The following is a 21,482-nucleotide window of genomic DNA, read 5'->3' as shown; positions in this document are numbered from 1 at the left end:
CGAACGAACTCCTGATTCTGGTTTTGCGCCTTTCGGGGCATCGGCGCGCCGTCATTCACGACGGCCATAACGCCCTAAATGTGGGTGCCGGCTTCAGCCGCGGCACCATTGCGAAGGATCGCTGGGGCGACCTTGCTGGCGAACGGCAAAATACAATGCCGACGTGTCCTGCCCACCACTGTTGCCTACCGTCGAGATAGCCTCGCCGGCTTTCACTACATCACCGGCGCCCTTGAGCAGGCTCTGGTTATGCCCGTACAACGTCAGGTAACCGTCCCCATGGTCGAGAATGACCAGAAGTCCGGCACCGCGCAACCAATCGGCGAACACCACGCGCCCGCCATGCACGGCATGCACCTGTGTACCTGCCGGTGCACTGATCATGACACCATCCCACTTGGTTCGCGCGTCGTCGCCGCGAGTTTCACCAAAGCGTGCCAACAATCGACCATCGACAGGCCATGGAAGTTTGCCGCGGCCTGCTGCAAATGCACCGCCAAAGTTGGCGCCGCCACTGGAGACTAGTGCACCAGGCGTGGCTTTGGGGCGTTTTGGCGCATCGTCGGCCTTGGCCTGAGCGTTTTCACGCTGGCGCTGCTTCTCGGCTTCCTGGGCGGCCAGCAAGGCTTTCTGGCGGGCTTCCTCGGCTTCTCGAGCCTGGCGGGCCAGGGTTTCCTCGATGGTCTTCAGCACTTTGGCCAGGTCTTCCTGGTCCTGCTGGCGGGCGCTGAGCTTCTGGTCCTGCGCCTTGTAGCTGTCGTTGAGCTTGGCAAGGGCGGCCTGGCGGTCCTTGCGCACCTTGTCCAAGTCCTGGCGCTGGCTGTCCAGGCTGGCCTGCTGGGCAAGCAACTGCTCCTGCTGGCCGGCGATGTCTTGCTCGACATTGGCCAGCTGGCGCAGGGTTTCATTGAACTGCTTGAGCTGCGCCATGCGCGCGTTGCTCATGTAGTCGTAATAAGTCAGGGTCCGGGCGAATTTCTCCGGATTCTGCTGGTTGAGCAACAGCTTGAGGTACTCCTGACGGCCGCCCTGGTAGGCGGCGCGGGCCTGGATGGCGATCAGGCGTTGTTGTTCAGTTTTGCTTTGCTGGAGTTGATCTTTTTGCTGGGCGAGGCGATCCAGCTCGCCTTGGGTCTTTTTTAGTTCGGTTTGCAGGGCCTCCACCTGCTTCTCCAGCTTGCCCATTTGGGTTTCAGTTCCGCGCAGGTCTTTCTGCACGCCGTTCTTTTGTTCCTGCACCTGGCTGAGTTGTTTCTTCAGCTCGGCGATGTCCTGCTTGGTGGCATCCAACTGCTGTTGGGTTTGCTCACGGTCGTCGGCATAGGCCGTACTCAGCAGGCCGGTAAGGGCTAGGGCTATCAGTGCACGAAGCATGGGGGTTGGCGGTACCAGTGTGGAGACGGGCCTAGTATGCCCGCCGCGAGCTGCAAAAAAAACGCCCGTGCGGCAACTGCCGGACGTTTCATCCAGTGCGGGGGGCAGGGCGCTGGTACCTGGCCCCCACGCAGTGAGCTTAGCCGTCGATCAGGATCGAGTGGCCAGTCATTTCTTCAGGCTTGGCCATGTCCATCAGGTACAGCATGGTCGGTGCCACGTCGGCCAGCACGCCGCCTTCACGGACCTTGACCTTGCGCTTGCCCACGTAGATGAACGGCACCGGCTCGGTGGTGTGCGCGGTGTGCGCCTGGCCGGTGGCGGCGTCTTCCATCTGCTCGCAGTTGCCGTGGTCGGCGGTGATCAGTGCTTCGCCGCCCACCTTTTCCAGGGCGTCGACGATACGGCCCACGCAGGTGTCCAGGCATTCAACCGCCTTGACCGCCGCTTCCATCACGCCGCTGTGGCCCACCATGTCGCCGTTGGCGTAGTTGACCACGATCACGTCGAAGCGCTGGTTTTCGATGGCGTCGACGATCTTGTCGGTCACCAGCGGCGCGTTCATTTCCGGCTGCAGGTCGTAGGTGGCGACTTTCGGCGACGGGATCAGGATGCGTTCCTCACCCTTGAACGGCTCTTCACGGCCACCGGAGAAGAAGAACGTCACGTGGGCGTACTTCTCGGTCTCCGCGATGCGCAGCTGGGTCTTGCCGTTGTCGGCCAGGTACTCGCCCAGCACGTTGTGCAGGCTGCCGGCGGCGAAGGCGGCCGGGGCCGGAATTTTTGCCGAGTACTGGGTCAGGCCCACGAAACCGGCCAGCTTGGGCTGGCGCTTGCGCGCGAAGTCGGCGAAGTTGTCTTCGACGAACACGCGGGTCAGCTCGCGGGCGCGGTCGGCGCGGAAGTTCATGAACACCACGGCGTCGCCATCTTCCACCTGCACCTTGTCGCCGATGCTGGTGGCCTTGACGAATTCGTCGCTCTCGCCGCGCTCGTAGGCGGCGTTCAGGCCTTCCACGGCGCTGGCGGCGGTGTATTCGCTGGTGCCGTCGACAATCAGCTCGTAGGCCGCGGTTACGCGGTCCCAGCGGTTGTCACGGTCCATGGCGAAGTAGCGGCCGATGATGCTGGCGGTGCGGCCCTTGCCCAGGCGGGCGAAGGTCTGGTCCAACAGCTCCAGCGGGGCTTCGGCGCTTTTGGGCGGCGTGTCGCGGCCGTCCAGGAAGGCGTGCAGGTAGATCTTGTCGGCGCCACGCTTGGCGGCCAGCTCGGCCATGGCCACGATGTGGTCCTGGTGGCTGTGCACGCCGCCATCGGACAGCAGGCCGAGGATGTGCACGGCCTTGCCGGCGTTGACCGCTTTATCCACGGCGGCGCAGATGGTGGGGTTCTCGAAGAACTCGCCATCGCGGATGGCCTTGGTCACGCGGGTGAAGTCCTGATACACCACGCGGCCGGCGCCCAGGTTCATGTGGCCGACCTCGGAGTTGCCCATCTGACCGTCGGGCAGCCCCACGTCCATGCCCGAGCCCGAGATCAGGCCATTGGGCACGGTCTTGGTCAGGCGGTCCAGCACAGGCTTGTTCGCCGAATAGACAGCGTTGTATTCATGGCTTTCGCTGTGACCGAAACCATCCAGGATGATCAGGACCAAAGGTTTAGGCGTGGTTGTCATAGATCCACTCGCGGCTATGTCAGATGGAAAAGGAGGAGCGTATTTTAGGGCATAGATGCCGACGCTTGCGAATAACCTTCATCAATCGCATCAATCAAGCACAGACAAGGCAAGCGGGGGGCCGGTTCCGTGAAGGTTGCGCCCGGCGGGCTTTGGTCCACTTTGGCTGCTGTGTATACTGGCCGACATTTTAACGCCCTGGAATCTGCTGATGGTCGATCACCTGCTCCAATTCGCCACAAATCACTATCTGCTCGTCGGCGCTTTCGCCATTCTGCTGATCATGCTGCTTGCGCTGGAAGCGAGCCGTGGCGGCAAAAGCCTGAGCCCACGTGAGCTGACCGCACTGGTCAACGCCGAGCAGGGCGTGGTCATCGACATCCGCGCCAAGAAAGACTACGCCACCGGCCACATCGTCGGCGCGCTGAACATCCCTCAGGACAAGCTGGCCTCGCGCATGGCCGAGCTTGAGAAGCACAAGGGCAAGACCCTGATCATCGTCGACAGCATCGGCCAGCACGCCGGTACCACGGCTCGCGACCTGCTGAAGGCCGGCTACACCGCGGCAAAACTGTCAGGTGGTGTTTCCAGCTGGCGCGCTGACAATCTTCCACTGGTAAAGTGAAATGACCCACGTCGTCGTCTACTCCAGCGATTGGTGCCCCTACTGCATGCGGGCCAAGGCCCTGCTCGAAAGCAAGGGCGTGGCCTTCGAAGAAATCCGCGTCGACGGCCAGCCGCAAGTGCGCGCCGCCATGGCTCAGAAGGCCGGTCGCACCTCGGTACCGCAGATCTGGATTGGTGAGCAGCACGTAGGCGGCTGTGACGATCTGTATGCCCTGGAGCGCGCCGGCAAGCTCGACGCGCTGCTCAAGGCCTGAATTCAAACCACGTTACGACCTTAATGTAAGAAGGATCTGCGATGACTGATCAACCGAACAACGGCGCGGCAAACGAAGAAGCCAACGCCCCGCAATTCTCCCTGCAGCGCATCTACGTGCGTGACCTGTCGTTCGAAGCGCCGAAAAGCCCGGCCATCTTCCGTCAGCAGTGGGAGCCTAGCGTTGCCCTGGACCTGAACACTCGCCAGAAAGCGCTGGAAGAAGGTTTCCACGAGGTTGTGCTGACCCTGTCGGTCACCGTCAAGAACGGCGAAGAAGTAGCCTTCATCGCTGAAGTGCAGCAGGCCGGTATCTTCCTGATCAAGAACCTGGACGACGCTTCCCTGAGCCACACCCTGGGTGCCTTCTGCCCGAACATCCTGTTCCCGTACGCTCGCGAAACCCTGGACAGCCTGGTTGTGCGCGGTTCGTTCCCTGCGCTGATGCTGGCCCCGGTGAATTTCGACGCCCTGTACGCGCAAGAGCTGCAACGCATGCAGGAAGCCGGCGAAGCGCCGAAGCCTTCGCTGCAGTAAGGCTTGCCGCAACGCAAAAAGCGCCCTTCGGGGCGCTTTTTTGTGGAACCTGACATCTTCTGATTTTGTGGGAGCGGGCTCTGCCCGCGAACAGGGCGCTGCGTTTTAACTGACTGTGCGCGTTGTGCCCTTCGCGGGCAGAGCCCGCTCCCACGAAGAATGATCAGGCGAAGCCCAGCTGGCGCCATGCCTCGTACACCGCGATAGCCACGGTGTTCGACAGGTTCAGGCTGCGGCAACCTTCACGCATCGGCAAGCGCAGGCGCTGGTCGCTGCCCAGCGGGTCCAGCACCTCGGGCGGCAGCCCGCGGCTTTCCGGGCCGAACAGGAAGGCGTCGCCATCGGCGAAGCTGACCTCGTGGAACGGCTTGGAGCCCTTGGTGGTGAAGGCGAACAGCCGCGGGTTGCCCAGGCTCTCCAGGCAGCTGGCAAGGTCGGCGTGGCGCTGGAGCGTGGCGTACTCGTGGTAGTCCAGGCCAGCGCGGCGCAGCCGCTTGTCATCAAGCTCGAAGCCGATCGGTTCGATCAGGTGCAAGTGGCAGCCGGCGTTGGCGCATAGCCGTATAATGTTGCCTGTATTGGGCGGTATCTCTGGTTGAAAAAGGATGACGTGAAACATGCACGGCTCCGAACTGAAAGACGGGCAGCATTCTACCCCTGAACCGGACCCGCGTCCGAGCCTGTTCCCGCGGGTGATGTTCTCGCTGGCGATTATCGGCTTGATGGTAGGCCTGATGATCGGCAAGCTCACCAACCCCGAGGTGCTGGAGCTGGTGAAAATCGAGGAACAGCCCGCAGCCTTGGTGCTGTGGTTCACCGGCGAGCCCAAGGTGGAGTCCACCACGGTGGACGGTGCCCTGGTGGTGCAGTTCCAGGCGCACGGCCTGACCCGCAATGGTCAGATAGATATCGACGGCAAGAAGGCCAACTGGCGCACGCAGCCGGGTCAGGATGGGTTGTTGTTGAACGTGGTCGCGGCGCGCCCCTTGCAGGGTGACATCAGCGGTACGAAAGAAGATGGGCGCTGGAGGCTGAAGCTCAGCCTCCGGGAGGAATAAAAGAGGGAATCCCCGGCCTGCCTGTACCAAGGTCCCCAAAAGCGGCGGGGTGGCGCAGCACTCGTGGAGTGCTTCGCGCCCCGTTGTAAAGAAGGGGAATCCCCGGCCTGCCTGTACCAAGGTCCCCAAAACGGGTGTGGACCGCAACCCTCGTCGAGTGCTGCGCGTCCCGGTGTAAAGAAGGGTTCCCCGGCCTGCCTGTACCAAGGACCCCAAAACTGGGCGTGTGTTTCTGTTCCTGCACTTACTACATTGCAGAGCGCGTGCCAGCTTTTGAAAAAATGCGCTCAGGGTGTTGCGGATTTGTGATGGAAAGGCTGCAGGCCTTGAAATACGTGGGTTTGCCGATGAGTGGCGATTTTTCGTAGCGCAAGTGGCATGCCATTTTGGCGGGATCCAAGGGCAAAAACGCCTTGTGGCGGTGCACAAAAAACAGCCAGTGCACAAATACAGCGAATTTTCTGCAGACCCCGAATTCGTAATTGGATGGACTCGCCCAAGCCGAGGCGTCAATGCGCCACGGTGGCAGTCTAAACAGCCAACGACAGCGAGGGCGAGTCCATGAAAAAGCATACTTCGATTGATCAATCCTTGTCTTCCGCCAATTTGTCGGCTTGCACGACCGTGGCAGTCGACCTAGCCAAACATGTCTTTCAGGTTGCCGGAGAGGATGCCCTCGGCCACGTGCACTATGAGCAACGCCTCAAGTCGCGCGAAGCGTTCTACGAATTCCTTCAACAACTGGCACCCCACGTCATAGTCTTGATGGAGACGGGGCCAGGTGCGCAAGCCTGGGCGCGTCAGCTGCAGGAACAGGGCGTCGAGGCTCGGATTTTGCCGGCCAAGCTGGTGACAGCACACCGCACAGGACCTAAAAACGATCGTAACGATGCGTTGGCGATTTTGCGGGCCGGTCGTGATGAGAAAATCTGCGCAGTACCGATCAAGAGCGTTGCGGCGCTTGCCATGCAGGCATTGCATCGTGCCCGCCAGGGCTATGTGCGCCGCCGCACCGCATTGAGTAATCAGATGCGCGGCCTGCTGCTTGAGCACGGCGTGGTCCTGGCTCAAGGTGATATCGCCATCAGCCAGAGAATTCCACGAGTATTGGAGGATGCCACTCAACCAGTGCCAGCCATGTTGCGCGAGTTGATCGATGAACTGCTGGCGGAATGGCGCTTTTTGGGCGAGCGCATTGCGGTGTTGACGGGCCGTCTGGAAGCAGCGGCAAATGCCGACAGCACGGCCAAGCGGCTGATGAGCGTGCGCGGTATCGGTCCGGTGACCGCCACGGCGTTGGTAGCCAAGGAAACCCAGCCCGAACGGTTCCCCAATGCACGCAAGTTCGCGGCCTACTTTGGCCTGGTTCCCGACCAACACAGCAGCGGGAATAAAGTTCGCCTGGGCGGTATGAGCAAGCGAGGCGATTCATATCTGCGCAGCCTGATGATCCAGGGCGCACACGCGGTGCTGCAACAACTGCGATCCGATTCGGAGCAACCCGACGACCGCCGATTACTGCGCTGGATGAGCCGCCTGGGCCGCAAACAGGCTGCGGTCCGGCTGGCCAATCGCAACCTGCGTATCGTCTGGAGGCTTCTACAGAATGACCAGACTTATCGTCGACAGCATGGCAGCGGCCAGCCAGCGATGATGAGCCACTGATCCACCGAGTTCTGCCACCGAGGTAACTACTGTCCAACCCTGTGCTGAAAAACATTGACCCCAGATAGGATCGGCGTGGATTGATGCCTAAGCGGCTAGCGGCCTTCGAGGCCTGACTGTAATCGGCATACCACGAGCTCTTCCAATGTCGGCCAGAGGCCCAAAGCGGCTTCCTTGAATAGGCCTAATACATAGATGCAACGGGCGGCAGTTTTTCAAAAGCGGGTAGACAGGAGGGGCGAGTCCATACATAGCCGCTGCCGCCAGGCTGCGCTGGCCGGTGTGAACCCTGAAAATCTCCAGCGGGGCTCAGGGCCAGCGCAGCCTGGCGGCAGCGGCTACACGGCATAAAAAAACCCGCCAGGGTCGCTGGCGAGTTTTTGGGTACGGTAGGGCGAATCAGGCGTCATCGCCCTCGTCGTCATCCCCACCATCCACCTTCATGCCCAGCTCCTTGATCTTGCGCGTCAAGGTGTTGCGGCCCCAGCCCAGCAGTACGGCGGCGTCGCGACGGCGGCCGGCGGTGTGCTTCAGGGCGGTCTCGATCATGATGCGTTCGAAGCTCGGCACGGCGCTGTCCAGCAGGCTGGACTGGCCGCGTGCCAACGCCTGGTCGGCCCACTGGCGCAGGGCCTGCTCCCAGTTGGTCACCGGGGCTGCATCCTGCGGCAGGCTGAGCAGCTCTGGCGGCAGGTCGCCGATGTGCACTTCGCGGCCCGAGGCCATCACCGTGATCCAGCGGCAGGTGTTCTCCAGCTGGCGCACGTTGCCGGGCCACGGCAGGTTCTTCAGGTATTCCTCGGTCTCCGACTTCAGCAGCTTGGGCTCGACGGCCAGCTCCTGGGCGGCGCGGCTGAGGAAGTGCTTGGCCAGGGTCGGGATGTCTTCGCGACGGTCCGACAGGCGCGGAATGTGGATGCGGATCACGTTCAGGCGGTGGAACAAGTCTTCACGGAACTTGCCGGCGTGCACCAGGGTTTCCAGGTTTTGGTGGGTGGCGGCGATGATGCGCACATCCACTTTGACCGGGGTATGGCCGCCCACGCGGTAGAACTCGCCGTCGGCCAGCACGCGCAACAGGCGGGTCTGGGTGTCGGCCGGCATGTCGCCGATCTCGTCGAGGAACAGCGTGCCGCCGTCGGCCTGTTCGAAGCGTCCGCGACGCAGATTGGCCGCGCCGGTGAAGGCGCCTTTCTCGTGGCCGAACAGCTCGGACTCCATCAGGTCCTTGGGAATGGCCGCCATGTTCAACGCGATGAACGGCGATGCTGCCCGCGGGCTGTGGCGGTGCAGGGCGTGGGCCACCAGCTCTTTCCCGGTACCCGACTCGCCGTTGATCAGCACGGTGATGTTGGAGTGGCTCAGGCGGCCGATGGCGCGAAACACTTCCTGCATCGCCGGCGCTTCGCCGATGATTTCCGGGGTGCGGGTGAGGGTAGGCACCTCGGTCAGGCCTTGCTGTTCCTGGGCGTGCTGGTTGGCGCGTTTGACCAGGGCCACGGCCTCGTCCACGTCGAACGGCTTGGGCAGGTACTCGAAGGCACCGCCCTGGTACGACGCCACGGCGCTGTCCAGGTCCGAGTGGGCGGTCATGATGATCACCGGCAGGCGCGGGTGCGACTCGCGGATGCGGGCCAGCAGGTCCAGGCCACTGGCGCCGGGCATGCGGATGTCGGAGATGATCACGTCAGGCTGCTGGCGAGCCAGGCGGCTCATGACGCCGTCGGCACTGTCGAAGCTTTGGGTGGTCATGCCTTCCTGTTGCAAGGCTTTTTCCAGCACCCAACGGATGGAACGGTCGTCATCGACGATCCAGACAGTTTCACTACGACTCATGACGAAGCGGCTCCTTGTTCCAGCGGCAGGAAGATCGAGAAAGTGGTGTGGCCGGGGTGGCTTTCACACTCGATCAGCCCTTGGTGCTGGCTGATGATGTTCTGGGTAATGGCAAGGCCTAGGCCTGTACCGTCCGGACGCCCGCTGACCATCGGGTAGAAGATGGTTTCCTGGAGTTCGGCCGGGATACCGGGTCCGTTATCGGTGATTTCTATCTTGGTCACCAGCCGGTGGCGGGTGTGGCCAATGGTGAACTGGCGCATGGTGCGCGTGCGCAGGCTGATGCGCCCCAGGCGCAGCTCGTTCTGGCCGCTGATGGCCTGCATGGCGTTGCGCACGATATTGAGCACGGCCTGGATCATCTGTTCACGGTCGATCAACACGTCCGGGATGCTGGGGTCGTAATCGCGCACCAGGGTGATGCCGCCCTGACTCTCGGCTTCCACCAGGCTCGATACGCGCTCCAGCACTTCGTGCACATTGGTCATGGCCAGCGACGGCAGCTTGTTGGAGCCCAGCATGCGGTCTACCAGGTTGCGCAGGCGGTCGGCCTCTTCAATGATGACGTTGGTGTAGTCCTTCAGGCTTTCCTCGGGCAGTTCCCGGGCCAGCAACTGTGCGGCGCCACGGATGCCGCCCAGCGGGTTCTTGATCTCGTGGGCCAGGCCGCGCACCAGCATCTTGGTGGTTTCCTGCTTGGACAGCTGCGCTTCTTCCTTGGTGATGCGCAGCAGACGGTCGCGCGGGTGTACTTCAAGCAACAGCAGCGTGTGGCCATTGTTGAGGATGGGCGTTACCGCGTAGTCGACGGTCAGCGTCTGGCCGGTCAGCGCGGTCAGCATGGCTTCGCGCTTGGTGAACGGATGGGCCTGCTCCACGGCCTGGCGCAGCGAGTTGAGCGCCTCGGCCGACTCGGTGAACAGCTCGCTGATGAACTGGCCATGGCTGCGCTGGCCGCTGATGGCCAACAGCATTTCGGCCGCCGGGTTCATGTACTCCAGGCGCAGTTCGGCGTTGAGCAGAATCGTGGCGGTGGTCAGGTTGTCCAGTAGCAGTCGGTGCAGTGCATCACTGATGGTCATGAGCTGTGGTTGACCTCTTTTGGCCCATCGCCGCTGGACGGCGGTCCGAAGCGGCGCGGGCTGGTAATCCGCTGATACAACTAAAATGCAAGAACCAAACCAAGGCTCCGAAAAGAAGCGTGGCCAGCGGAAAATAGCGCTTTCACTGCCCATTTAGTGACGCGCCAAGCCCTGTCTCGTTCAGGTTTGACCCAAAATGGGATGTTAGTGTGCCATCTTCCAGTAAAGGCGCACCGTTATAGGGCAAGCGCTTCCAATATAGCGGGCCGGGCTTTACTCGTCGTCCTCTGGCTTGTCGGCCAGGGGGCATTCGGGGCGCACGCCATAGTCGGCGGTGACGCAGGGGTTGTTGCGGCGCTTCTGGATCAGCGAGATGCGCAGCATGTGAAACGGCTGGGCGGGCGTGCGCTCGATGACGGTTTCCTCGTTGTCGATGATTTCTGCCGCCAATTGGTGCGTGCCGCGGTCGATGTTCTTCAGCTGGAACACCGGGCTGACGGCGGGGCCGGCCACCACGTTGCCGTCCACCAGCACGCGGTAGCCATGGTTGGGCATCAGTGGCGGGTCGCTGGTGATGGTGACGATCATGTTGCCGGAGGCATCGTTGATGGAAGCGTCCGGGTCGGGGATCAGGATGCGCAGCATCTCGTAATGCTCGATGGGCTGCTTTTTGGCGCGTTTGCGCGCGGCCGAAGGTGGCGGCACCGGGGTGGCGCTGATGGCGTTGCTGGGGTGCACCTGGATGCGGGTGGCGTTGGCGTGAGGCTTGTCGGTGTACACGCGGTTGCCCTGGGCGTCGACGTAGGTATACACCTCGGCCAGGGCGGTGCTGCTCACCGCCAGCAGCAACAGGGCTGACAACAGGCGACTCATGGGCGTTTTCCGGCGGGGGGCAGATGGAAGCGTTGCAGGGTGAAGGTCACCGTCGGGCTCTGCTGCACTACTTTGTCGTTGTAGAGCACTTGCACGGCCAGGCTATGGTCGCCGCGGTCAAGGTTGACCACCTGCAGGCGCGGCACGTTGCTGGGTTGGCCATAGGGCTGGTCGTCCAGCAACAGGCGCAGGCGGTGTTCCATGCGCAGGCGTGGGTCGATCAGCACGCCGACGGTGAAGGTGCCGTTGTTGGCGCGCAGGGCTTCCTCGTTGGGAATGTCGGTCAGTTGCAGGGTTTTGTAGGCCTGCACGTTGTCACGGTCGCGGTCGCGCGGGGCGGGCACCATGGGGGCAATCGGGGTCTGGGGTTGCACGCTGTTGAGCGGTGGCAGCTCCAGTGTCTGCGCCTTGGTGCCCTCGGGAGGCTGGTTGGAGTAGGCGGTGTTGCCTTCGGCATCGGTGTATTTGTAGATCTGTGCACCGGCAGGCAGGGCAATCAGCATCAGCAAATAGATAAGGCATGAACGCATGAAGGCATCCTGTCGGCTCATGGAAGAGGTGGGCCTTTTAGCCCAAGTGCCAGCATAGAACAGAATGGCCGACGGATGGTTTCGGGTTTGTACCAGGGGGTTCGGCGTTGTCCGCTTCCCGAGCTTCGCCCGGTCCCACAGGTGCCGGTGCAACTCAGCCTGTGGGACCGGGCGAAGCTCGGGAAGGGCGCGACACGATCAGGAAGGCGTAGCGCACAACTCGCCAGTGGCGCGGATCAGCGCGCTGCGCTGCAGGGCGTCAGCCTTGCGCGCTTCGATGGCCCCCGCGACCCAGCGCGGGCACTGCGGGTCGTTGCGCGAGGGCGCGAACGCCGCCAGGCGCTCCAGCAACTGCTTCTGCAGTACATCCAGTTGCGGACGAATCTCCTTGCCCAGGTCTACCCGCGGGGTATCCGGGGCCTTGCCCTGCTGGTTCCACTGCGACAGCAGCCCGTACTGCACCAGCTTGTTGGCTTCGATCTGGGCCGCAAAGAACTGCTCGGCCAAGGCGCCATCCAGTTTGTAGTCGACGGCCAGCTTCCCGGCGCCGGCAATCACGTCGCGCTCACGCGGGGTGTCCAGCACGGGCTTGTGATTGTCCCACTTGGTGAGGGCTACCTTGGGGGCGATCTCCAGGCGTTGCTGCACGCTGTCCAGCAGTGGCGCCAGGGTGGCGGGCGCGGCGGCGAAGGCCGGTTGGGCGAGGGCGGTTAGCAGCAGGGTGGCGATCAATGGGTGTTTCATGGGGGGCTTTCCTTATTTTTGGGGGCATAAATAGACCTGAAGCCAGGCAAACCAGGCTGGCAACGCCGAACCACCAGGCCATGGCTCGTTGCAACAAATGTAGGAGCTGCCGTGAGGCGGCGATGCGCCGCGCGGGCGGCGCTCGATCTCAAGAGCGCCAGAAAAACCAAGGCATGCACCTCCAACAAACACCACCGACCCTGTAGCCGCTGCCGCCAGGCTGCGCTGGCCCGTGTGAACGCTGGAGATCTACAGTGAGGCGTAGGGCCAGCGCAGCCTTTCGGCAGCGGCTACAGGATTGCGTCGTGGCCACCAGGTGCTAGCCGATGATGTTATAGCGCCCTTTAGATCGAGCGCCGCCCGCGCGGCGCTTCCCGGGCAGAGCCCGGTCCCACATTTGTTGCACCGTACCATGGCCTGATCCATCGAGTTGCCAGCCCTGTGTGTAGGGCTCTAGATTTTCATGATGCAGATGCGCATTTCTGGAAATCCAGCCCCATAAAAAAAGCCTCCCGAAGGAGGCCTTTTTCAAATCACGCGGCTTGCGCCAGCGTCACGGGATTAGCAGCTGTAGTACAGCTCGTATTCCAGTGGGTGTACGAAGGTACGAACCTTGATTTCTTCTTCGCTTTTCAGGGCGATGTAAGCGTCGATGAAGTCGTCGCTGAAAACGCCGCCTTTGGTCAGGAACGCACGACCTTTGTCCAGCTCTTCCAGGGCTTCTTTCAGGCTGCCGCAAACTTGTGGGATCTCTTTCGCCTCTTCAGGCGGCAGGTCGTACAGGTTTTTGTCAGCTGCATCGCCAGGGTGGATCTTGTTCTGGATACCGTCCAGGCCGGCCATCAGCAGAGCTGCGAAGGCCAGGTATGGGTTGGCAGCCGGATCCGGGAAGCGTGCTTCGATACGACGGCCACGTGGGCTGTTGACGTAAGGAATACGGATCGAAGCCGAACGGTTGCGGGCCGAGTAGGCCAGCATTACTGGAGCTTCGAAGCCTGGAACCAGACGCTTGTACGAGTTGGTAGCCGGGTTGGTGAAGCCGTTCAGGGCCTTACCGTGCTTGATGATACCGCCGATGAAGTACAGGGCGGTGTCGGACAGGCCGGCATAGCCTTCGCCAGCGAAGGTGTTCTTGCCATCTTTGGCGATGGACATGTGTACGTGCATACCCGAGCCGTTGTCGCCATACAGAGGCTTAGGCATGAAGGTAGCGGTGCGACCGTAAGCGTCGGCAACGTTGTGCACAACGTACTTCAGGGTCTGAACTTCGTCAGCTTTCTTCACCAGGGTGTTGAACTTGACGCCGATTTCGTTCTGGCCGGCAGTTGCCACTTCGTGGTGGTGAACTTCGACGACCTGGCCCATCTCTTCCAGTGCGTTGCACATGGCGGTACGGATTTCGTGGTCGTGGTCGAACGGAGGTACTGGGAAGTAGCCGCCTTTGACGCCTGGACGGTGGCCCTTGTTGCCGCCTTCCACGTCCTGGTCGGACATCCACGAACCTTGTTCGGAGTAGATCTTGAACATGGAGCCGGAGATGTCGGACTTGAACTTCACTTCGTCGAAGATGAAGAATTCTGGCTCTGGGCCAGCGAAGACGGTGTCACCGATACCGGTGGTCTTCAGGTATTCTTCAGCGCGGTGAGCGATGGCACGTGGGTCGCGATCGTAACCTTGCATGGTCGAAGGTTCGATGATGTCGCAGACCAGGATCAGGGTCGGCTCTTCGGTGAACGGGTCCAGGACGGCAGTTTCGTCGTCCGGCAGCAGGATCATGTCGGAAGCTTCGATGCCTTTCCAACCAGCGATGGAGGAACCGTCGAACATCTTGCCGACTTCGAAGAAGTCGTCTTCCAGCGCGTCACGGGCTGGCATGGTGACGTGGTGCTGGGTGCCCTTGGTGTCCGTGAAGCGCAGATCAATCCACTTGACGTCATGATCTTTGATGAGTTGAACCGACTTCGACATGTTGTCCTCCGGGGTGAATAAGGGCTGGTAGTGGTGAGCCCTGTAATTTGGGTGATGCCGGGCGCGAATAGTCCGCCAAGGCAACCTGCCTCACAAGGGAGCAATTTGCATGCCAGTGCCCCGAGATGGGTTTTTCGCCCCAAACCCAAGCATTCCGGCGTTTTTTTAGCCAAATGCGCCGTTTTGGCGCACTGATTTGATGCGCTAGCAATCCGCGGCGAACCAAAACAGTGCACTGAAAACCTTCTGTACGATAACTGGTTAAAAGCTGAGCAATTTCCGCTATAATCCTGCCCCCCTTTTTCGGCTGGCACCTCGCGCGCTGTTTTTCATGAAACTAATCGTAAAAGTCTTCCCAGAAATCACCATCAAGAGCCGGCCCGTTCGCAAGAACTTCATTCGCCAGCTCGCCAAGAACATCCGCGTCGTGCTCCGTGAACTGGACCCGAAGCTGGTGGTGGATGGCGTGTGGGACAACCTCACGGTTGTCACCCGTATTGAAGATCCGAAAATTCAGCGCGAGATGATCGAGCGTCTGAGCTGCGTGCCGGGCATCACCCACTTCCTGCAAGTGGATGAATACGCCCTGGGCGACATGGACGACCTGGTTGCCCAGTGCAAGCAGCACTTCGGCCACCTGCTGCCAGGCAAGATGTTCGCCGTGCGCTGCAAGCGCGCCGGCAAGCACACCTTCAGCTCCATGGACGTCGACCGCTACGTTGGCAGCCAACTGCGTCAGCAGTGTGGCGCCGCGGGCATCGAGCTCAAGACCCCGGACGTGGAAGTGCGCCTGGAGATCCGCGACAAGCGCGTCTTCATTATCCACAGCCAGCACCAGGGCATCGGCGGCTACCCGCTGGGCTCGCTGGAGCAGACCCTGGTATTGATGTCCGGTGGCTTCGACTCCACCGTGGCCGCCTACCAGATGATGCGCCGCGGCCTGATGACCCACTTCTGCTTCTTCAACCTGGGCGGCCGTGCCCACGAGCTGGGCGTGATGGAAGTCGCGCACTTCCTGTGGAAGAAATACGGCAGTTCCCAGCGCGTGCTGTTTATCAGCATCCCGTTCGAGGAAGTGGTGGGCGAGCTGCTGGGCAAGGTCGACAACAGCCACATGGGCGTGATTCTCAAGCGCATGATGCTGCGCGCCGCCAGCCGCATGGCCGATCGTCTGCAAATTGATGCCCTGGTAACCGGTGAAGCCATCTCGCAAGTGTCGAGCCAGACGCTTCCGAACCTGTCGGTGATCAGTGCGGCAACCGACAAGCTGTTGCTGCGTCCATTGCTTGCCAGCCATAAGCAGGACATCATTGACCAGGCGAACGAAATCGGCACCGCCGACTTCGCCAAGCACATGCCTGAATATTGCGGGGTGATTTCGGTCAACCCCACCACCAAGGCCAAGCCCCACCGCGTTGCCTATGAAGAACAGCAGTTCGACATGGCCGTGCTGGAGCGGGCCCTGGAACGCGCCAAGCTCGTCTCCATCGACAATGTGATCGATGAATTGGGCCAGGACATCGAGATCGAGGAAGTCAGCCAGGCGTTGGCCGGGCAGGTGATCGTCGATATCCGTCATCCGGATGCCCAGGAAGACGAGCCCCTTGAACTCGAAGGCATCGAGGTCAAGGCAATGCCGTTCTATGCACTGAACAGCCGTTTCAAGGAACTGGACCCCACCCGTCAGTACCTGCTGTATTGCGACAAAGGCGTGATGAGTCGCCTGCATGCCCACCATTTGCTCAGTGAGGGACATGCCAATGTGCGCGTTTATCGACCGAGCTAAGCGCCCGGGGCTGTTTGCCTGTGGCCTGCGTCACCGGCCCCCCGACGCCACCGTAAAGCTGTAACGGCTTTGCGGGACTCTAAGTCAAATCGCTGTCACAACCTGTCAGCACACCGAATCCTCTGATCGAGATACACAAGTGATCGAAAATCTACGTAACATCGCCATCATCGCTCACGTTGACCATGGTAAAACCACCCTGGTAGACAAACTGCTGCGTCAATCCGGCACCCTGGAGCGCAACGAGCTCAACGACGAGCGCGTGATGGACTCCAACGACCAGGAGAAAGAGCGCGGTATTACCATTCTGGCGAAAAACACCGCCATCAACTGGAATGGCTACCACATCAACATCGTCGACACCCCCGGCCACGCCGACTTCGGCGGTGAAGTAGAGCGCGTGATGTCGATGGTTGACTCCGTTCTGCTGCTGGTTGACGCTCAAGACGGCCCTATGCCGCAAACTCGCTTCGTGACCAAAAAGGCTTTCGAAGCCGGTCTGAAGCCGATCGTCGTGATCAACAAGGTTGACCGTCCGGGCGCGCGTCCTGATTGGGTTCTGGACCAGATCTTCGATCTGTTCGACAACCTGGGTGCCACCGACGAACAGCTGGACTTCAAAGTCGTCTACGCCTCGGCCATCAACGGCATCGCCGGCCTGGACCACGCCGACATGGCTGAAGACATGACCCCGCTGTACCAAGCGGTTGTCGATCACGTTCCGGCTCCTGCCGTTGACCGTGATGGCGCGTTCCAGATGCAAATCTCGGCACTGGACTACAACAGCTTCCTGGGCGTTATCGGTGTTGGCCGTATCGCTCGCGGTCGCGTCAAGCCTAACACTCCAGTGGTAGCGATCAGCGCCGACGGCAAGCGCCGCAACGGCCGTATCCTGAAGCTGATGGGTCACCACGGTCTGCACCGCATCGACGTTGAAGAAGCAGCTGCCGGCGACATCGTCTGCATCAGCGGCTTCGAAGAGCTGTTCATCTCCGACACCCTGTGCGACCCACTGACCGTCGAAGCCATGAAGCCGCTGACCGTCGACGAGCCAACCGTTTCCATGACCTTCCAGGTAAACGACTCGCCATTCTGCGGTAAAGAAGGCAAGTTCGTGACCTCGCGTAACATCAAGGACCGTCTGGACAAAGAGCTGCTGTACAACGTTGCACTGCGCGTTGAAGAAGGCGACTCGGCTGACAAGTTCAAGGTTTCGGGCCGTGGTGAGCTGCACCTGTCGGTACTGATCGAAACCATGCGTCGCGAAGGCTTCGAGCTGGCCCTGGGCCGTCCTGAAGTGATCATTCGTGAAGTCGACGGCGTCAAGCAAGAGCCGTTCGAAAACGTGACCATCGACATCCCTGAAGATTCGCAGGGCAAGGTCATGGAAGAGATGGGCCTGCGTAAAGGCGACCTGACCAACATGGTGCCGGATGGCAAAGGCCGTGTTCGTCTGGAATACAACATCCCTGCTCGCGGTCTGATCGGTTTCCGTAACCAGTTCCTGACCCTGACCAACGGTGCTGGCATCCTGACCTCGATCTTCGACCGTTACGACACCGTCAAGTCGGGCCACATGTCGGGCCGTCAGAACGGCGTTCTGGTTTCGGTTGAAACCGGCAAGGCACTGACCTACTCGCTGGAAACCCTGCAGGCTCGTGGCAAGCTGTTCGTAGAACACGGCCAGGAGATCTACAACGGTCAAATCGTCGGCCAGAACAGCCGCGACAACGACCTGGGCGTCAACCCTACCAAGGGCAAGAAGCTCGACAACATGCGTGCTTCGGGTAAAGACGAAACCATCGCCCTGGTTCCACCTGTTCGCTTCACCCTGGAACAGGCTCTGGAATACATCCAGGAAGACGAGCTGTGCGAAGTTACTCCTAAGTCCATCCGTCTTCGCAAGAAGATCCTGGACGAAAGCGAGCGTACCCGCGCTGCCAAGAAAGCCAAGGCGTAATCTAGCCTTCGCTGAATGAAAAACGCCCCCGGTCGAAAGGCCGGGGGCGTTTTTTTATGCCTGGGTTTTTCGTCTGCACCCTTTGGGCTGATGCTACTGGCCTCTCGCGAGCAAGCTTTGCTCCCACAGCGTACACCTCAGGTTCGGTTCACACTGTGGGAGCAAAGCTTGCTCGCGATGAGGCCCGTCAGAACGTCGCAGCTTTTGGTTTGTAAGCGCAGTAGCCAGGACGCGGCCCAACCCGCGGGTGATTGCGGCAAGTATCCGGACGCTTGTCATAGATGGTGCACATGCGGCTCTTGCGATCCAGGTACAGGCAATCGTTGTTGCTCATGCGTTGCAGGGTGAATATCCCCGACTTCTGATTGAAGCGCTCGACGATGCCGTCCTTCTGCAGGCGCTTGGCAATGTTCTTCGGCGGGTCGCCCAGCTCGAATTCGTCCACCACGCCGATGCGCACCAGATCCTTGATCTTCACCTCGACGGGCAGGGTGCAGCAGCTCGAAATGCAGGCGCCGCACATGGGCTGGGTGAATTTCTGCCAGGTTTCGAGGCGGTCGATTTCGGCAGCGGCAATCAGGGTGGTTTTCATCAGGTTCGGGTTTTTCGGGGTAATCGGGCGCGCGATCATACCGGGACTGGTGAAATTGTGAACAACCATTTGCCGGTTAGGCCTTCAGGTGTTTCGTGGTTATTACAGAAAAGCACGAACCCGGCCTTTCACCTTGTGTCGAACCGTCTAGGCTCAGACAACCCACTGCTTAAAATTCGTCAATTTCCCAGAGGACGCATTCAATGTCTCAGGAACCGCTTGCCCGTGACGCCGAGGTGGCTGAATTCCGCGCCGCTGTACTCGCCAAACTCACCTATGCGGTTGGTAAAGACCCTGATCATGCCTTTGATCACGACTGGTTCGAGGCCATCGCCCTGGCCGCCCGCGACCACATGGTCGAGCACTGGATGGACCACACCCGGCAGATTTACCGCAAGGCGCAGAAACGGGTGTACTACCTCTCCCTGGAATTTCTGATCGGCAGGCTGCTGTACGACAGCCTGAGCAACCTGGGGTTGCTGGACATCGCCAAGGAGGCGTTGACCGACCTGGGTGTGGACCTGGAGCGCATCCGTCTGCTGGAACCGGACGCGGCGCTGGGTAACGGCGGCCTGGGCCGCTTGGCAGCGTGCTTCATGGAAAGCATGTCGACCCTGGGCGTGGCCGCCCACGGCTACGGCATCCGTTACGAACACGGGCTGTTCCGTCAGGCCATCGTCGATGGCTGGCAGCAGGAGCAGACCGAGAACTGGCTGGACTTCGGCAACCCCTGGGAATTCGAGCGCCCCGAGGTGATCTACCCGATCAGCTTCGGCGGCCATGTGGAAACCGTGCAGGACGCCGGTGGCCAGCAGAAGCAGGTGTGGTGGCCGGCCGAAACGGTGCGGGCGGTGGCTTACGACACCCCCGTGGTGGGCTGGCGCGGCTCTAGCGTCAACACGTTGCGGCTGTGGCGTGCGCGGGCATTGGAAGAGCTGCACCTGGAGCGCTTCAACGCCGGTGACCACCTGGGCGCCGTGGCCGAAGTGGCCCGCGCCGAAAGCATCTCGCGGGTCCTGTACCCGGCCGATAGCACCGAGGCCGGTCAGGAACTGCGCCTGCGCCAGGAATACTTCTTCGTCTCGGCCTCGCTGCAGGACCTGCTGCGCCGCCACCAGAACATCCACCCGTCGCTGCTGAACCTGGCCGAAGGCGCCGCCATCCAGCTCAATGACACCCACCCCTCCATCGCAGTCGCCGAACTGATGCGCCTGTTGGTCGACACCCACGGCATCGCCTGGGACACCGCCTGGAACATCACCGTCAACACCCTGGCCTACACCAACCACACCCTGCTGCCCGAGGCACTGGAAACCTGGCCGGTGGGCCTGATGGAACGCATGCTGCCGCGGCACATGCAGATCATCTACCTGATCAACGCCTACCACATCGATTCGCTGCGGGCCAAAGGCATCCACGACTTCGACGTGCTGCGCGCGGTGTCGCTGATCGAGGAAGACAACGGCCGCCGCGTGCGTATGGGCAATCTGGCGTTCCTGGGTTCGCACAGCGTCAATGGCGTGTCGGCGCTGCACACCAAGCTGATGCGCAGCACCGTGTTCTCCGAGATGCACAAACTGTATCCCGACCGCATCAACAACAAAACCAACGGCATCACCTTCCGCCGCTGGCTGTTCCAGTCCAATGGCGCGCTGACCTCCATGCTGGTGGACGCCCTGGGCGAGGACGTACTCGACCATCCCGAGCAACGGCTGATCGATCTGGAGCCGTTTGCCGACAAGTCGGATTTCCGCAAGGGCTTCGCCGCCCAGCGCCTGGCCAGCAAGAAGGCCCTGGCACGGATCATCCAGGATCGCCTGGGTATCGCGGTCAACCCCGAAGCGATGTTCGACGTGCAGGTCAAACGTATCCACGAATACAAGCGCCAGTTGCTCAACCTGCTGCACACGGTGGCGCTGTACCAGGCCATCCGCGCCGAGCCGAGCACCAACTGGGTGCCACGGGTGAAGATCTTCGCCGGCAAGGCGGCCGCCAGTTATCACCAGGCCAAACTGATCATCAAACTGGCCAACGACATCGCTCGCACGGTCAACAACGACCCCACGGTGCGTGGCCTGTTGAAAGTGGTGTTCCTGCCCAACTACAACGTCAGCCTGGCGGAAAGCATTATCCCGGCGGCGGATTTGTCCGAGCAGATCTCCACTGCCGGTTACGAAGCTTCGGGCACCAGTAACATGAAGTTTGGCCTCAACGGCGCTTTGACCATCGGCACCATGGACGGCGCCAACGTGGAAATGGCCGAGCTGATCGGCACCGAGCACATGTTCATCTTCGGCCTGACGGCGCAGCAGGTGGAAGCGCGCAAGAAAGCCGGCGAGTTCAGTGCCAGTGGCGAGATTGCCGCCTCCCATCGCCTCAACGATGTGTTGCAGGCGATTCGTGGCGGGGTGTTCTCACCGGACGACTCGACCCGCTACGCCGGTTTGATCGACGGCCTGATTGCCTACGACCGCTTCCTGGTGTGCGCTGACTTCGATGCCTACTGGGACGCGCAGAAGCGCGTGGAAGACCTGTGGCACGACCCGGCGCGCTGGTGGCACTCGGCGGTGCTCAACACCGCGCGTACCGGCTGGTTCTCGTCCGACCGCACCATCCGCGAATACGCCGAGCAGATCTGGAACGCCCTGGAGTAACCTGATTCATTTGCTGAAAGCAGCCATGCCATGTGGGAGTGGGTGCCCGTGGGAGCGGACACTTGTGGGAGTGGGCTCTGCCCACGAAAAGAACACCGCGGTGCTCCAGTAAATCCGCGGTGTTCTTTTCGCGGGCAGAGCCCGCTCCCACAACAGCCCTTGATGAATTGCCCTTTATGGCATGTTCTGCTTGTCGGGATATCCGTCAGCAAATACTGGCCCAATCGATATACTGTCGCCCTGCCATGGACTTGTGACACCGGTTAGG

Annotated in this window: 18 protein-coding genes; 8 read left to right on the top strand and 10 right to left on the bottom strand. The window is 61.1% G+C overall.

Annotated elements, in window-relative coordinates; genetic code table 11:
- Positions 1-93: 93 nt before the first annotated feature.
- Positions 94-1,374 (bottom strand): murein hydrolase activator EnvC family protein, encoded by a 1,281-nt coding sequence (locus tag ACZ9GA_RS26815; protein ID WP_457359517.1) that lies wholly within the window; start codon positions 1,372-1,374, stop codon positions 94-96.
- 139 nt (positions 1,375-1,513) lie between these two features.
- Positions 1,514-3,049, bottom strand: a complete 1,536-nt coding sequence (gpmI, locus tag ACZ9GA_RS26810; RefSeq protein WP_457359519.1) for a 2,3-bisphosphoglycerate-independent phosphoglycerate mutase — start codon at positions 3,047-3,049, stop codon at positions 1,514-1,516.
- A gap of 211 nt (positions 3,050-3,260) precedes the next feature.
- Here gpmI and ACZ9GA_RS26805 point away from each other — a divergent pair, with 211 nt between their 5' ends.
- Genes ACZ9GA_RS26805 through secB form a run of 3 tightly spaced genes read left to right on the top strand, consistent with a single transcriptional unit; the run spans position 3,261 to position 4,466 of the window.
- Positions 3,261-3,674, top strand: a complete 414-nt coding sequence (locus ACZ9GA_RS26805) for a rhodanese-like domain-containing protein (protein ID WP_457359521.1) — start codon at positions 3,261-3,263, stop codon at positions 3,672-3,674.
- A 1-nt stretch (position 3,675) separates the two neighbouring features.
- The gene (gene grxC, locus ACZ9GA_RS26800; RefSeq protein WP_457359523.1) at positions 3,676-3,930 is read left to right on the top strand and encodes a glutaredoxin 3; all 255 of its coding nucleotides are present in this window, start codon (positions 3,676-3,678) and stop codon (positions 3,928-3,930) included.
- Between the two features lie 41 nt (positions 3,931-3,971).
- Positions 3,972-4,466, top strand: a complete 495-nt coding sequence (gene secB / locus ACZ9GA_RS26795) for a protein-export chaperone SecB (protein WP_027979882.1) — start codon at positions 3,972-3,974, stop codon at positions 4,464-4,466.
- Between the two features lie 163 nt (positions 4,467-4,629).
- Here secB and trmL read toward each other — a convergent pair whose 3' ends face one another.
- Positions 4,630-5,085: a tRNA (uridine(34)/cytosine(34)/5-carboxymethylaminomethyluridine(34)-2'-O)-methyltransferase TrmL gene (trmL, locus tag ACZ9GA_RS26790; RefSeq protein ID WP_457359525.1), complete on the bottom strand. Its 456-nt coding sequence runs from the start codon at positions 5,083-5,085 to the stop codon at positions 4,630-4,632.
- On the opposite strand from trmL, the gene ACZ9GA_RS26785 reads away from it, so the two are divergent.
- Together ACZ9GA_RS26785 and ACZ9GA_RS26780 are read left to right on the top strand one after the other, a co-directional pair.
- Positions 5,084-5,524 carry a hypothetical protein gene (locus ACZ9GA_RS26785; protein WP_457359527.1) on the top strand — a complete coding sequence of 147 codons (441 nt, stop codon included), beginning with the start codon at positions 5,084-5,086 and terminating at the stop codon, positions 5,522-5,524. The two genes, trmL and ACZ9GA_RS26785, sit on opposite strands and share 2 nt — an antisense overlap.
- 606 nt (positions 5,525-6,130) lie before the next feature.
- Positions 6,131-7,189: an IS110 family RNA-guided transposase gene (locus ACZ9GA_RS26780; RefSeq protein ID WP_457363642.1), complete on the top strand. Its 1,059-nt coding sequence runs from the start codon at positions 6,131-6,133 to the stop codon at positions 7,187-7,189.
- Between the two features lie 399 nt (positions 7,190-7,588).
- On the opposite strand, the gene ntrC is transcribed toward ACZ9GA_RS26780, so the two are convergent.
- The 6 genes from ntrC to glnA form a co-directional block, all read right to left on the bottom strand.
- Positions 7,589-9,025: a nitrogen regulation protein NR(I) gene (gene ntrC / locus ACZ9GA_RS26775; protein ID WP_027979879.1), complete on the bottom strand. Its 1,437-nt coding sequence runs from the start codon at positions 9,023-9,025 to the stop codon at positions 7,589-7,591.
- Positions 9,022-10,107 carry a nitrogen regulation protein NR(II) gene (gene glnL, locus ACZ9GA_RS26770; protein WP_008367902.1) on the bottom strand — a complete coding sequence of 362 codons (1,086 nt, stop codon included), beginning with the start codon at positions 10,105-10,107 and terminating at the stop codon, positions 9,022-9,024. The genes ntrC and glnL overlap by 4 nt, the downstream gene beginning before the upstream one ends.
- Positions 10,108-10,380: 273 nt before the next feature.
- Positions 10,381-10,980: a DUF4124 domain-containing protein gene (locus tag ACZ9GA_RS26765; RefSeq protein ID WP_457359529.1), complete on the bottom strand. Its 600-nt coding sequence runs from the start codon at positions 10,978-10,980 to the stop codon at positions 10,381-10,383.
- On the bottom strand, positions 10,977-11,510 hold the full coding sequence (locus ACZ9GA_RS26760; protein ID WP_457359531.1) for a DUF4124 domain-containing protein: 534 nt from the start codon (positions 11,508-11,510) through the stop codon (positions 10,977-10,979). The genes ACZ9GA_RS26765 and ACZ9GA_RS26760 overlap by 4 nt, the downstream gene beginning before the upstream one ends.
- A gap of 198 nt (positions 11,511-11,708) precedes the next feature.
- Positions 11,709-12,254 (bottom strand): chorismate mutase, encoded by a 546-nt coding sequence (locus tag ACZ9GA_RS26755; RefSeq protein ID WP_457359533.1) that lies wholly within the window; start codon positions 12,252-12,254, stop codon positions 11,709-11,711.
- A gap of 561 nt (positions 12,255-12,815) precedes the next feature.
- Entirely contained in the window at positions 12,816-14,222 is a 1,407-nt protein-coding gene (gene glnA, locus ACZ9GA_RS26750; RefSeq protein ID WP_455924935.1) for a glutamate--ammonia ligase, read from the bottom strand.
- 331 nt (positions 14,223-14,553) lie between these two features.
- Here glnA and thiI point away from each other — a divergent pair, with 331 nt between their 5' ends.
- Positions 14,554-16,008, top strand: a complete 1,455-nt coding sequence (gene thiI / locus ACZ9GA_RS26745) for a tRNA uracil 4-sulfurtransferase ThiI (protein ID WP_457359535.1) — start codon at positions 14,554-14,556, stop codon at positions 16,006-16,008.
- A 139-nt stretch (positions 16,009-16,147) separates the two neighbouring features.
- Entirely contained in the window at positions 16,148-17,968 is a 1,821-nt protein-coding gene (gene typA / locus ACZ9GA_RS26740; RefSeq protein WP_455924937.1) for a translational GTPase TypA, read from the top strand.
- Between the two features lie 187 nt (positions 17,969-18,155).
- Here the strand turns inward: typA and ACZ9GA_RS26735 are convergent, their stop codons facing one another.
- Positions 18,156-18,599: a YkgJ family cysteine cluster protein gene (locus ACZ9GA_RS26735; RefSeq protein WP_081719215.1), complete on the bottom strand. Its 444-nt coding sequence runs from the start codon at positions 18,597-18,599 to the stop codon at positions 18,156-18,158.
- Positions 18,600-18,763: 164 nt separating this feature from the next.
- On the opposite strand from ACZ9GA_RS26735, the gene ACZ9GA_RS26730 reads away from it, so the two are divergent.
- The gene (locus ACZ9GA_RS26730) at positions 18,764-21,214 is read left to right on the top strand and encodes a glycogen/starch/alpha-glucan phosphorylase (protein ID WP_457359536.1); all 2,451 of its coding nucleotides are present in this window, start codon (positions 18,764-18,766) and stop codon (positions 21,212-21,214) included.
- The last annotated feature ends 268 nt before the right edge of the window (positions 21,215-21,482 follow it).

This window comes from Pseudomonas sp. TE3644 (genome assembly GCF_056278815.1).
The sequence above is the reverse complement of the archived record's forward strand: the minus strand, read 5'-3'. Positions and strand labels throughout refer to the sequence as shown.